Genomic DNA, 13767 nt, shown 5'->3' on the forward strand with positions numbered 1-13767 from the left:
TCGGATTTCGCTTGCGCCGTCGGACCTAGTTCGGTTGGAGACAGGTTTCTCCGCGAGGCCCTCACCGAGATCGTATCGTCCGATGCGTCGTCTTCCGTGCCTGAGGTCACGTAGTTCACGAGCAGGACATCAGTGGTCCGCGATCTTGATGACCAACGCGTGGGTCGTGCGGGACGTTCCGCCCGCACGAACCCGAGTGAACGGTCGCCGGCCGTGATCATGTATCCGAGACGCTGCAACGTCACGAGCACGCAGTCGATCCCACCAGCTGGCACACTTGCCGGACGTGTCATGATCCGGGGTCGTCCCGCACTACAGGCCACCGTCGCGGTCAGGGCAATGAACAGCACGGCACGGCGTCTCATCGAGCGTCTCCAGGTCCGAAGTCCGGCTGGCTCGGCCAGTCAAGGGCCCGGCCACCATCGAGATGACGCTCGGAGGCGTGCCAGCGTCACCCCCCGGACGAGACACAGGATTCCGTTACCGCCCGGAGCCGATCGGTCGGTCTACGGCACCAGGGGGCTGTAGGCGGCCGAACTCGTACTCCGGGGGCGGCTCGGCGCCGAGGAGGTGGCGGACGAAATAGTCGCAGCGCTCACCTGAAGGGGGGAAGTACCGAGACCACCACTCAGCGAGAGCGCACGGTCGTTCGCGGGCCGCCACGACCAGCATCGCTATCGCTCGAACTCCTCGAACCCCTCACGTACTCCGTACGCCTGAGCCAGACACAAGCGATCGATCAGATCGAGAGCCTTGTCTCCCCACTTATCCCCCTGATGCTGCTGGTAGGTGCGGAACACCAGTTCCGCCACATCCATCGCTTCTCCTGCCGCCCGGGTGCTGATGTCTTCTGCACTCCCATCGAAGTGATCGAGAAACCGCTCACACACCAAACACGTCACGCCGGGCAATCGACTACGTGCCCGTTTCAGGGCGTCAAGGATCTCGGGGGCACTCCGCAGGAACCCCCGGCTCTCGACGAACTCCCCGATCAGCTCCTCATACCCCTCGAATCCACGGTCCTCGAACTGCCGGAAACAGGTCGCTGCTCGCTGCCTCACAGTTTTGTCTTCGTCATCGAACAGGACCGTCAGGTGTGGTTCGCACCAGTCGCGATACGCTGATGCTGCGACGTTCCGGGACGCGACCTCGGCGATTCCTCCCCGATGGTCGACACTGCCTTGCATCGACTCCGCGACCAGATCGTCTGCATCACGGCCATACAGGACTGCCAGCCCTGCCAATTGTGCTCCGGCTTTCTGAGCATCCACCGAGTCGGACCGTATCATCCTCTCGACGAATCCGCGCACTTCCTCGAATTGCTCCGGCAGTTGCGACGCGAGGAATCTCAGGAAGTGGGGCGTTGCAAGCACGACGGCGTCCACGCACTCCACGCGGGACATCAGTTGGATACCACACACGGCATCGTGGGCCCCAACCGCAGCTATCACCCGCCCGACGCAGGCGACTACCCCCAAGTGCTGCTCACGCAGCATCGCGTCGATAGCCGTTTCGAATCTGCTGAAATTGTCTGCATCCCGTGCAATTAACCTTGCCACGGCCTCCGCCGCTCTCCCCCGCGTTGTGTTGATTCCGGACGTGTATATTCTGTCGAAACCACTCGCCTTCAGTTGATTCGTCGCCTCTCGTACATCTGACGAGTCCGGGTGGGGGTGTTGCGTGGCCAGCCAACTCAGAATCTCAACCGCTTCGTCCGATGGGGGATCCGAGAGATTTCGCAGCACATCGGCGATAGCAGAACCGACATTGAAATCCTCTCGTGCGTCCGCAAAGGCCTTCGCGCACACGGCAAGCTTCACGTCGTCCGCTACCGCACGCTCGGTGCCGTCCAGCCCTCGGAGGATTCCTGACAGATATACCGGATTGGCGTCCTCGGGCAGTCTTGATGCGAGTCTTCCGAAGCGTTTCGGATCTTCCTTTGTCCGTCGCTCAAGCTCACGGGACAACTGGAGCGCCCCGCCTACGAACTCGTCTCCCTTGGCAAACCCATGTCCACGCCCTTCGTATTTCCTAATCGCCTTCAGCCATTGCTCATCCGTCATCTTGTCCACGGCTTGAGGAGGGATCGGAGAGCCCACGAAACCGCTCCGAACTCCTCTTGGCTTTCCAGACGGTTCTTTAAATTTCCTCTCCAGCTCGCCGAGCCGCCTTTTCACTTTCAGGCTCCGCAGTCCGTCGGGAATCGATGACAGCAGGTCGAATTCGGCGAGTCCCCGGGAACGCCGACCCTCTGGGGTGCGTTCCCATGCAGGCACGTAGCTCATGATCGCGTCCTCCAAGCGTCGCAACTCTGCCACCGAACAACGCTCTGCTAAGGCTTCTACGGTCTCCCGGGCGAACCATTGGGGACCATCGTCGGGCCCACACTCAAATCGCCACGGTTCTTCGACGAACAGATCGATGGCGTCTTTCCAATAATGCCGGGCACCGCCTCTGTAGAGCGCGAGCAGCATGTAGTTGCTGATCTGCGTATTCCGCCGGCGGAGGTCATCCAGAATAGCGTCAGGTACCGATCCCTCCGACGCCCACTCGCTCACCGCATCCGCCAATGCGGTCACGACCGCATCTTCCACGGTTGGATGCTCCCCCCACGGCAAGTAGCACCAGATCCTGTCCCGGCGAGGTATCTCGCCTTCGTAGGCGACCGAGTCGGAAAGTTCAAGTACCGGTGGCAGGACAAGTTCGGCGAACTTGTTGGGGGCCGCCTCCGCCGCCGCCTCGATCTCGTCGCCGCCCCCAAGGCTGCCTCCCAGCAAACGACTGCCCGTGGTGTGGGTGCCTGCGGCAACAACCGCTCGCACTGCAGATCGCAGAGCGGCGGCAATCAACTCCGCCATCCACTCCGGCCGGCCTTTGCCCACGCGATACCAGAACGTCCGGAGCATCCCCGGTACGCCGCGCCCACCGCCGAGCTCATCCAGCGTCACCGCATCAACGTATCGAAGAATCCCTTCGAACGTTTCGCGGCTCATGTCGCCTCCGGCCATGGCGATTCGACCTTGGATGTGGATCGACCGCTCGCCGTTCTCCTCGTGCTTCTCGCCCAGTAGCGTACCGAGCCGCTGTCCGAACCGGCTCTGGTCGCGGCTCATTGCGACGAACAAGTCGTTCTCGAGTTTGGGATGGCGCCAACCCAGCCAGTCGTCAACGAGGCCGTGGCTGTCCAGGTACGCCAACCATTCCGTGCTCGGGAGCAACCTCCGCCAGGCCAATCGAGCGAAGTCGTGCGCGCATTGGTCGCCCCGTTGATACGCAGTGAGCAGCGGTGCGACGTGCTCTTCCCACGCCTCCCACTCGCCGTCCAACGGATCCGGGACCTCGGCAAGCCAGGACAAGGCGAGATCCTTGATGTGCGGCCTTATCTCGGGGTCACCCAGCAGCTCGCCAAGTTGTCCCACATAGCGGTCACGATCAGCGTCTCGCAGATAGGTCAGCGTCTGGCGAACCTGGGCTCGTCGAAACAGGTCCTGGCCCGCGTTCTTCAGGAACGCAGTGAGCGTCATACCTCGCCGGACGAAGAGACGGGCGAAGACGTAATCGAGTAGGCTCTCGTGGGCGAAGCTGAGTGTCCCCCTATCCCGTACAAGGACTCCTTCGGAAACAAGACCTGCCAGATACGCAGGGTCCACGTCGTCGAGGTGTTCAGCAGCTACCGCCAGACGTTGTGTCGCAGTCATGCGCTCACAGAGAATCCCCATGACCGCCATCCACTCGTCTGATTGCACGTCTGCACGACCACGAACCGCGAGCCGCTTCACCTCCCAGTATCGATCAAAGAGTTCCTTGACGGTGGCAAAGCCTGGAGGGGAGGAGCCGTCCGGGCTGATTTCGAGGAAAAGAGCCAGATTCTGAGGCACGCCTAGGAGGTTCAACTGCCTGGGTTGCAGCGCATGCGGAACGTGACCTGCCTCAGCCAGGATGCTCTCGAGTTCATCTTGATCGAACTCCTCGACCGTCGCCGTGGTGGCGGATGGAGCCATGAGTGACCGGAGGCCTGAGTCGTGCGCCAGGTCGAATTCCCGGCAGACGAACACCACGTGGACGGGTGGCGTAGCCGACAGGCTCTGGACGTCTTGGAGCAGGCGCTCAACGAGATCGAACGCGTCGGCAGTTCGGCCTGAAGCAGTACCGAGGGCATCGAGCTGATCGATTACAAGCACGGCGGGACGATTGGCACCCCGAGCCGCTGCTTGTAGCGTCAAGGCCGGCGCGTGGATATCAAATTCGAGATAGGTCGCCAGCTCGCGCATTGTCGCCACGCTCGAAAGGCGGTCCATGCGAAATGCCAGCACCGGAATCTCCGATTCGCGAAACCGGTCGATGATATCAACCACGCAGGCCGTCTTGCCGATACCGGCTTTACCTGTGATCGCATACTGGTGCGGTTCGTCGCATCGCCGGAGTTGATCGACGATATCCCCTATCTGCTTTCGAGCTCGCACGTGACCGAGAATCAGCCTGCGACGAGCATCCTGGAGATATCGATCCGTTGCGGCGCGAATGAGTTGCGTGGCCGTCCGGGGATCAGCTGACGGCTGCAAGCTGAGGCCGCGTTTCGAGAGGCAGCGCAGGAGGGAGTCGCGCGTGATCGTCTTGTGCACCGAATCGTCAACGATGCTTCGTAACGCATCGCTCGCGACCTCCGTGGTGCCACCGGTTAGGAGCAACTGCACTGCCCACCGAATTCCCTCACGGAGGATCCACTCGTCGCTCGTCTGCACCCTGATGCGCCGCAGAAACTCGTGTGCCGTTGAGGCGTTGCACCGCCAGATTTCCCGGAGTCGCTTGAACGGCTTGGCGCGGCTGTCGGCCTTCAGAAATCCTCGTTCGAATTCTTCCTGCGACGCTGCGTTGCGAGCGGAATCGGCAAGATCGCGGAGCTCGGGCGCATCGCTACCCGACACGAAGACAAAGGTGTCGGGACTGTCAGTAAGCTGGTGGCACACGGCTTCGAGCAGGCCATCACGACGAAGTTGAGCGAGAGTCCAAGCGCCTTGGGGGTGGCTACGTTTCGCTTGGTGGAACTCGCGGACACCGTCGACCGTCACCACGAATTCCATCTTGTCCATCCCGGGAGGTTCGAACCGGATGTGCGTCGCTTCTCCGGTCAGCAGGCGAAGAAGCTGACGGACCGCCCAGTAAGCTTCGTAGCGGTTGCCCAGCTTGCTGGCGGGGCCTCCTGGCAAGGGCATATGACTTTCTCCGGTGTTGGCGCTGCAGCGATCGCGAAGAGACCGTAGGCCGCGTTCGGCTGGGGGTCAAAGCTGCAGGTATCGACCCGCGGACGACGCTCTCGGGGAGAGATGTTGCCGGGCGAGGGTGGAGAGTGCGAATCTTCGTCCGGCCACCACAGATCGGGCGCGACCCGGTATCGAAAGCCTCGGGCGAGGTGCCTCATCGATGTCGACGAACTCGCCAAGCGACTCGGCCTTGCGTAACCACGACTCACAGACGGTCCCGCTGGATGGCAACCGCTCATCTCCTCGCGCGGAGGTTTAGCACCCGGAGTGGCGACAGAGCCGGTCCTGATGCGTCCGCTGCTGGCCATGTATCGCCCGCCGATGGTACGCACGTACTCGGCCGGAATACCTCGGCTGCGCTGCCGTCGACCTCGTAGAACCCGGTATCGATCAAGGCTCCGATCGTAACGGAACTGATCGGCTGCGAGGTTCCGGCCATGGAGACCGGACCATGAGCTTCGTTGCACATCACGCCACTACGCCAGAAGCTCTGACCGCTCGTTACGACGAGCCTTGGATGTCCGGTGCCTCCGAGTGCCTGAAAGGCTCCTGTAGCCTCCAGGCCCGTGAAAACGGCACCCGCAGAATCCGACGAGACGTGTGCACTCCAAGCCGGCATGCTGGAGACCTGGAGGACACCCAGTGCAAACGCGACGTTCCGACTCGCTTGGGAGTAGACCTGTGGCGGTACGAGCCAGTGTTCTGGATTGTATCTGTCGCTGTGAACTGTTCTGAACGAAGCCCTCCATGGCTCACCGTCGCATAGAATGAGCTGGCCTCCGGCTTCGTCAAAATCATCAACGTACTCGACCTCGACCAATACTCCCTGATCGGGTGGTCCTAGGAGGCATGGTGTTCGCTGGATGTCGACGACGATGCTCGTCCACCGACAGACGGCGGACCGATAGTAGTCATCGAACATGGGATCGTTGTTCACGAACCTTAGATCGACGATGGAATTCGCAGTCTCGCACTCTGGAATTGAGTAGCCGGCGAAGCTCTCAACGACTGTAACGGCACCCAGATCGACAGAAAAGCGCTCTTCGTTAATCTGGAAGCCGAACCTCAGGATGTCGAATCCCAGGTCTTGTCCGAAGATGCTAACGCTGTAGCAACCAGGAGATGAGGGGCCACGGATACAGACCTGATCATCTGACCGCAAATTGAGGAAACGATACTCACCAGAATCGTCGGTTACCCTCTCCTGTACTCCCCCACCACGAAGCCGAACCGTGAACCCAGCCGCCGGCTCGCCGTCCAGGAGGACTCGACCGACAGCTTCCCCCAGCGTGACCAGCGCTGAGGAGGCATGTAGGCCGTTAGATGTCACGCCGATATTGGCTTCCCCTGTGGACCTCACCTGCACCCACCCTCGTTGATCGACGGTTGCAACGGCGAGGTTGCTGGACTCCCATAGGAACGTGGCACCTGTAATGGCGGCACCAGCGCCGTCACGCAGCGTTGCGGTCAGCTGGAGTGAGTCACCAACTGACATCGGGTTCGGCAGAACCGTCAAAACGATGGAAGCAGGCAGCTGTTCCACGACCACAATAGTTGAAGCGTCGGTTGCACCAGCAGCTACCGTGATCAACGCGACGCCGTTGCCGACTGAAGTGGTGAGCCCGGTCGAATCCACTGTCGCCACCGACGTGTCGCTCGAACTCCAGTTGAAGACCGCCCCTGTCACCGGGTGGCCGTTCGCGTCCCAAGCCTCGGCCAACAGCCGCACCGTATCCCCCAGCGCCACGAGTTCGACCACCGATGGCGTCACAACCACGGAATCCGTGGACTGCCGCACCGACACCCGTGCTTCGCGCGCTACCGTCCCGGCGCGCGCCGTGACGCCCGCCGTGCCCACGCCGGCCGCCGTGACGAGCCCAGCGGCATCCACGGTTACCACGGCCGTGTCCCCGCTCGACCAGGACACCCCCACCCCCGGCATCACGCGGCCCGCTTGGTCGCGCACCTCGGCCGACAACCGCACGGTGTCCCCGAGCGCGGTCAATTCGGCTGTCGCGGGGGTCACCGTCACCAAGCTGAGCTGGGGGGGCGGGGACGGCAGCGGAGGAGTCGGCCACGTCGAGGAGTCCCCGCAGGAGAGGCCCACGAGCAGGACGAACAGAAGGACGGCCCGGTCTCGCCGCCGGATCGCGCATTCGCTGCCTTCCAAACGTTCGTTCCGCACGTTCACGGCAGTCCACCTTTCCTAGGGTGCTGTGGGCTTTAGAATGGTTGCTAACTGGATCGCCGAGTAAGGTGCGGGTTCGTGACAGAGAATCCACACTCTACTCGTCGGTGGATCCAGAGAACGTGCCAAAGAATGCGAAGTTGATGCCCGCAGGGCGAGCGGCTTACGCCCTGGATGGAGACCGCCTACCTCATCCGTCCCCGGAGAACGCCTGGCACCTCCGCAAGGCTATGGCATCCCTTGACCTCGTCGAGGTGAATTCAGCGACGCCAACGAACTCACCAAACGACTCGGTCTGGCGTAGCGACTGATCGAAGCACGTTCCCGCGGGAAGCCTCACAAGCGGACCAAGCTGCTACTTCCGCTCGTAAACGAACGGATCAACGAGAGCGGCGCGGAACTGCCAGATTGGCGCCAGGCTCTCGTCCGTCGGCGGCTCATCGCGATACCAAGGCTGGTCGTAGAGCCATTGAAGCAGGTTGCGGTAATGCTCGGGCTTCCCGAGGGTCGAAGAGCTCTTCCCTGAAAGCGCTCCAAAGCCCTCCTTGGACGCGCTGTTCAGCGACAGCAGCCGGTCCGGTCGCGCGAGCGTCAGCAGCAGCGTCGCCGTCCCGTATCCCACGTAGTCGATGTTGGTCAACTCCTTCATCCCGGTAGCGGCGATGTCCGGAAATGCCCCATCGTCAGCCTTCACAACCCGCTCGAGGATGGATCGGATCTTGGTCTCGTGGTGGAGCACGGCCGGCCAATGGCGGCGACCCATACGTCCCATCAGCCCCCACCAATTCGAATCCGCGCGATGCGCCCCACCCTTCAACTGGGTCCGGGACTCGGGATCAAGATGCGACCAACTCGTTTCGCCAAGCAGCAGTTTCCGGCGGTGGGATATCACCCTCATGTAGCTCCGAACCCGGGGATCGAAGATTTCCCATTCTTCGTCCCGCAACATCTCTTCGCACTTCTTTCAGAGCTTGTCGGTATTTCGCGAAAGTCAGGGGACGATGAGCGTCGTCGAGAAGCTCGATCCGGCGAGAAGCCGATCCCGAAACGAACTCCTGGATGTCGGGATGAGGCGGGTTCCGCTTCCAGTGTTCCGTGTACCGCCGGATCACGTCCCTGACCGGGGGATCCGTGGCGCAGCGATCCCACCGTTCTTGGAACCAGGCGGCCAGCGCGTCGGCCCTCTCCCCTGGATCCATTTCCACGATGATCTCTTCATTCGCCTTGGCGTGACCTCCGAACCCCATGTTCGTGAAGTTGGCACTCCCGACCCACGCGTGAGACGCTACGAGCTCGTTCTTGTGCCGTCGGAACAGGTACAGCTTAGGGTGGAACAGACGGCTCCCGTCCGCGATGATCCTGAGGTCGCCATCTGTGATTCTATACAGCTCCTTCAAGGCATCCGGGCGCGTCGCGTTCCCCGCTATGCCGACGATGGCGCGGACTTTCACACCTCCATGCTTCCTCCTCGTGGCGTCCGCCAACAGTCGCAAGTGCTCCCCACCGGTGGCCCAGGCCGTGGCAATGTCAACATGGGTATGAGTCTTCAGAAGATCCTTTAAGCGGTCATGCAAGTTCTCGCCACGGAGTATCATGTCGCTCCTCTACTGTTCAAGAAGATCTTGGTTGGGGTGCGTACGGCGTTCGGGACCAGGCCGGCTCGCGTCTCGTCAAACGCTCGCCAGTCGATGCTTGAACACGTTCCCGCGGGAACGTCCCTCTCTCGAGGCCCGCAGAAGATGGTCGAGTGACGATCTACGGCACCAGCGGCTGGAGGCGGCCGAACTCGTACTCGGGGGGCGGCTCGGCGCCCATCAGGTGTCGGACGAAGTAGTCCCAGCGGCGGCGCATCATGTAGGGCTCGTTGCCGAAGCCGTGGCTGCGGTTGGGGAAGAGCAGGAGGTCGAAGTCCTTGTTGGCGGCGATGAGCGCGTCCACGACCAGCATCGTGTTCGAGTGCGGGACGTTCGTGTCCATCGTGCCGTGCGCGATGAGGAGCTTCCCCTTCAGGTTCTCCGCCACGAGCTGGTTCGCCTGGTTGTCGTAGTTCGTGACCCCGTCGGCGTACGCCTCGAGCAGCCCCTGGTACTTCTCGCCCCAGTCGTCCTCGTAGTTCCGGTTGTCGTGGTTCCCCGCCTGGGAGACGGCGACCTTGTAGAAGTCGGGGTAGCGCAGGATCCCGGAGGTGGAGGCGAAGCCGCCGCCGGAGTGGCCGTAGATCCCGACCCGGTCGATGTCGATCCAGGGGTGGCGCTCCGCCAGTTGGCGGATGCCGGCGATCTGATCGGGGAGGCCGTTGTCGCCCATGTTGCCGTAGTAGGCGTCCTGGAACGTCTTCGACCGCCTCGGCGTCCCCATCGCGTCGAGTTCGATGACCACGAACCCGAGTTCGGCCAGCGACTGCAGGTCGCGGTGCGCGGCGCGGAAGCTCCGGCTCCCCACGCTCCCGCTCTGCGGCCCCGGATACAGGTAGTTGATCACCGGGTACTTGGCGGCCGGATCGAGGTTCGAGGGACGGAACATCAGCCCGTACAGATCCGTCTCGCCGTCGCGCGCCTTCACCGTGAAGGGGATGGGCGGCTGCCAACCGCTGCGCTCCAGGCGCGAGATGTCGGCCCGCTCGACGGTCCGCAGCACTTCGCCGTCCATGTCCCGGACGACGGTCACCGGCGGGATCGTGGGCGTCGAGTACTGGTCGACGAACGTCTCGCCGTCGGGCGCGAGCCACGTCACGTGGTTCGCGCTATCCGGCGTGAGCAGCGCGAGATCGCCCCCGTCCAGCGCCGCGCGGTAAAGATACGCGAAGTAGGGATCGCCCGGCTCACGCCCGTTCCCCATGAAGAGGATCTCCCCCGCCTCCTCGTCCACGCGGAGGACGCGCTCCACGTTCCAGGCGCCCGACGTCACCTGCCGCTTCAGTTCTCCGCTGGTCGCGTCGTACAGGTAGAGGTGCCCCCAGTCGTCCCGCTGCGAATACCAGAGGATTTCGTCGGAGGCGGAGAGATAGCGCCAGTTGGCGTGGGACTCGAAGAACGTCTCCACGACCTCCTCGAACAGGTCGCGGACCGCGCCCGTGCTCGTGTCCGCGCTGCGGACGAGCGCCCGCTTGTGGTCGCGCGAACTCGAGACGAAGACGAGACGTGAGCCGTCGGCGCTCCACTCGACATCGGAGAACGTCCCGCGGCACGCCACGTGGTCACACACGGTGGAGCGGTGCTGGTCCGGGGGCATGTCCAGGCGGACGGCGTGGCTCCCCCCCGGCGCTTCCGTGTCGATCACCACCCGGTGGATCCGGAAGATCACCGAGTCCTCCGGGAGCGGGTAGCGCCACGCCTCGAGTTCGGGGTGCCCGACCTCGGTCGTGACCATGTACATCATCCCCACCCCGCGGCCGTCGTGCTGGAAGGTGGCGATGCGGCGCGAGTCGGGAGACCACTTGAGCACGGGACGGTCGCTCTTCACCCAGCCCGCGTTGTTCGTCGCGTAGCCGAAGTCCTCGATTCCGTCTTCGGTGAGTTGCTCCGTCTCCCCCGTGGCCAGGTCACGGAGCCACAGGTTGTGGTCGCGGATGAAGGCCGCCTTCGTCCCATCGGGCGACGCGATGTCGAAGCGACGGACCGGCGTGGGCTCGGGCGACGGGACCGCCTCGCAGCGGTCGGAGTCGAGCCCGCAGGCATACGTCTCCCCTTCGACCTCGACCTCGAAGCGGACCGACCCGGCCTCCGGAGCGAGATCTCCCAATGGGAGCGCGAAGGCCGTGTACTCCTCGCCGGTCGCCGCAGCGAGCGCGGCGGCCATGCGCGCATGGTCGAAGGCGCGCTCCCGCGTCCCCGCGGCCGGATCGATGATGACGTACTCGGTGCCACCCTCGAACCGGTTCCGATACCAGAACCGCCCGTCGTCCAGCCAAACGGGGAGGACGGAAGCCCCGAGTACGAGCGGGCTCGTGTGGTTCGCGAGCCGCCCTTCCGCCCGTGCGTAGTCCGCCTCCGTCAGGGCATCGGGAGCCTCCTGGGCGAACGCCGGCGACATCGGCGAGAGAACGGCGGCGACCAGCAACGCGGCGTTGGCTATGCGGCTCATGGTTACTGTCCTGTCAGGCGACCTGGATCCTCGGGCGGTGCGAGGCCGCAAGATGCCGGCGGTCCACCGCGCCGGCCACCGCCCTCCCGCGAGGTGCCCCGTGGCGCGCCGGGAAGGTATTTCAGGGGCGGTCCCCGGCGCGGTCCGCGCGACTGGCCGATGCCGTCCGGGGAGTCGACCCGGAGAGCGTCCCGCACTTCCCCACCCGCCGGCTGCCGGAATAGGGGTCACCGCCCCGGAGGAGCATCCTCGACCGCAGTCCTGCTTGCTGTTGCCAGGACATGAGTAATATGGTATGAACTGTGTTGTTCCATGACGGCAAGAGGTACCATTATAGAGGTTATCCCATGACCCAAGCGGTGAACAGCCCGGCGGGTGATACCGTTCAGAGCGAGCTGGTGGCGATCGACGCCGCCGGCCGGTTGGTCGTGCCCGGGAAATTCCGGAAGGCCCTCGGAATCCGCGGACCACAGCAGCTGCTGGTTGGACTGGAGGGGAACACCCTCAGGGTGAGCACGACCGATGGAGTCATCCGTCGCTATCAGGAGCTCGCCAGGCGCAGGAAGCGGACGGCCGGCAGCGTTGTGGATGCGTTCATCGCGGAGCGGCGTAGAGAGGCTGCCGAGGAGTGAGGCTCCCTTCGGCGCTGCTGGACGCATCGGCGCTCCTGGCTCTCGTTTTCGAGGAGAAAGGGGCAACCCGGGTGTGGGATGCCGTGCGGCGGGGCGCGGCGATCTCGGCCGTAAACGCCGCCGAGGTGGCCTCCCGCCTCGGCGGTGAAGGTTGGACGCGGGAGGAGGTCGAGGGCTTCTTCGAAGAGTCCAGCATCGAGGTCGTGCCGTTTGACAGGCCCGCGGCACTTCTGAGCGGGTCGTATCGGCAGCCGACCCGGCATCTCGGTTTGAGCCTGGGCGACAGGGCCTGCCTGGCCACCGCACGCCAACTCGGCCTCGCGGCACTCACCGCCGACCGCGCCTGGGCCGAACTGGAACTGGACGGCGTCCGCGTCATCTGTATTCGCTGAACACGAGGTAGGGCCCCTCTGTCCTACCGGTCGGCTTCCACCAGGTCGTAGAGGGCCACGGTGGGGATGTCGAACGCGTCGCGTTGCAGGATGAGCACCCAATCAAGGCCCGCGTCGAGGAGGACGGAGCCGCCGGGCATCACGAGGCGCCGCAGCCACACGCCGTCGCGGTCCAGGAGGTGCAGTTCCTCCCCGGGCGCCCGCCAGCGGTACGCCCTGATCCATATGCTGCCGTCGGGCAGTGCGAGGAGGGATTCGTAGGCGGGGAAACGCTCGGGCAGGTACGCCCGCACCTCTGGCCAGAATTCCCGTTCGAAGCGGCTGCGCTCCTCATTGGGGTCCCGGGTCAGGAGATAGTCCCACCAGTAGTCGCGGTAGCGATCCACCTGCTCGTCGGTGACCGCGAGGTCGGGGCCGGACCAGCGGGCGATGCGAGTGACCCGGCCCGTCCAGTCCAGATGCTGCAGTTCGTAGTCGTCGGCCGTCCCGTACCACGCGCCCCCATCCACGGCCGCGAAGACCATGTCCCGTCCCCAGTAGCTGGGTCGGGCACTGGTCCGCGAAATGCGAGTGCGCTCGACTCCCGGAATCCCGGTGCGCAGGACGGTCTCGCCGTCATCAAGGGCGTACCTCAGGGACATGCGCCAGCGCCAGGATTCGCCCACGGCCCGGTCCAGAACGCTTCCCTGGTCTTCCGGCCACGGGGTGAAGACGAGGCCCCGATCGGGCGAGCAGGCGGGTTCCCCGTACGGACGCACGCCGATCGAGTTGAGGGCCCGCGTGTCGACGACGTTCCCGTCGAGATCCAGTTGGGTGATACGGTCCTGGACCCAGTCGAAGACCGTGATCGCCGCGCCCGGACAATCCCGGAGTAGGCGCAGACCCCGGTACTCTCCGGGACCGTCACCCTCCCGGCCGCTCGTCCACAGGTGCCGCCCATCCGCGTCGTACCTGCGGACGTTGTGGCTCTGCTCGTCCACGACGACGATACTGCCATCATCCAGACGGACCGCGCCCGCCACGTCTCCGAAGATGTACTCGAGCGGACCGTCGAGCGCGCCGATGCGAACGAGCGGCGCCTCGGCCAGCGTCAGATCCGGTTCACGGGGCGCCGCGCTCTCGACAACCTCCTGGGCCCCGAGGGGCGCAGCCACGAGAGCTGCCAGAGTGAGCATCGAAACCATCAGTCGCTCTCCTCCGGGTTTAGCCGC

At 64.0% G+C, this 13767-nt stretch carries 8 protein-coding genes; 2 read left to right on the forward strand and 6 right to left on the reverse strand.

Features of this window, described 5'->3' with window-relative positions; all coding sequences use genetic code 11:
- Window positions 1–674 precede the first annotated feature (674 nt).
- The 5 genes from ACOOHF_RS02525 to ACOOHF_RS02545 form a co-directional block, all read right to left on the reverse strand.
- Window positions 675–5213, reverse strand: coding sequence for a hypothetical protein (locus tag ACOOHF_RS02525; RefSeq protein WP_420463240.1), 4539 nt, complete (start codon window positions 5211–5213; stop codon window positions 675–677).
- 283 nt (window positions 5214–5496) lie between these two features.
- Complete coding sequence (locus ACOOHF_RS02530; protein ID WP_420463241.1) at window positions 5497–7452, reverse strand: Ig-like domain-containing protein; 1956 nt, start codon at window positions 7450–7452, stop codon at window positions 5497–5499.
- Window positions 7453–7804: 352 nt separating this feature from the next.
- Window positions 7805–8143: a hypothetical protein gene (locus ACOOHF_RS02535; protein WP_420463242.1), complete on the reverse strand. Its 339-nt coding sequence runs from the start codon at window positions 8141–8143 to the stop codon at window positions 7805–7807.
- A 142-nt stretch (window positions 8144–8285) separates the two neighbouring features.
- The gene (locus ACOOHF_RS02540) at window positions 8286–9044 is read right to left on the reverse strand and encodes a phospholipase D family protein (RefSeq protein ID WP_420463243.1); all 759 of its coding nucleotides are present in this window, start codon (window positions 9042–9044) and stop codon (window positions 8286–8288) included.
- Between the two features lie 160 nt (window positions 9045–9204).
- Window positions 9205–11532, reverse strand: a complete 2328-nt coding sequence (locus ACOOHF_RS02545; RefSeq protein ID WP_420463244.1) for a DPP IV N-terminal domain-containing protein — start codon at window positions 11530–11532, stop codon at window positions 9205–9207.
- Between the two features lie 347 nt (window positions 11533–11879).
- Here ACOOHF_RS02545 and ACOOHF_RS02550 point away from each other — a divergent pair, with 347 nt between their 5' ends.
- Together ACOOHF_RS02550 and ACOOHF_RS02555 are read left to right on the forward strand one after the other, a co-directional pair.
- Complete coding sequence (locus tag ACOOHF_RS02550) at window positions 11880–12164, forward strand: hypothetical protein (RefSeq protein WP_420463245.1); 285 nt, start codon at window positions 11880–11882, stop codon at window positions 12162–12164.
- Window positions 12161–12556 (forward strand): type II toxin-antitoxin system VapC family toxin, encoded by a 396-nt coding sequence (locus tag ACOOHF_RS02555; protein WP_420463246.1) that lies wholly within the window; start codon window positions 12161–12163, stop codon window positions 12554–12556. Before ACOOHF_RS02550 ends, ACOOHF_RS02555 begins: the two co-directional genes overlap by 4 nt.
- Window positions 12557–12579: 23 nt before the next feature.
- Here the strand turns inward: ACOOHF_RS02555 and ACOOHF_RS02560 are convergent, their stop codons facing one another.
- Window positions 12580–13740 (reverse strand): hypothetical protein, encoded by a 1161-nt coding sequence (locus tag ACOOHF_RS02560; RefSeq protein ID WP_420463247.1) that lies wholly within the window; start codon window positions 13738–13740, stop codon window positions 12580–12582.
- Between the last annotated feature and the right edge of the window lie 27 nt (window positions 13741–13767).

This window comes from Candidatus Palauibacter sp. (assembly GCF_965216145.1).
In the GTDB taxonomy this organism is placed as follows: domain Bacteria; phylum Gemmatimonadota; class Gemmatimonadetes; order Palauibacterales; family Palauibacteraceae; genus Palauibacter.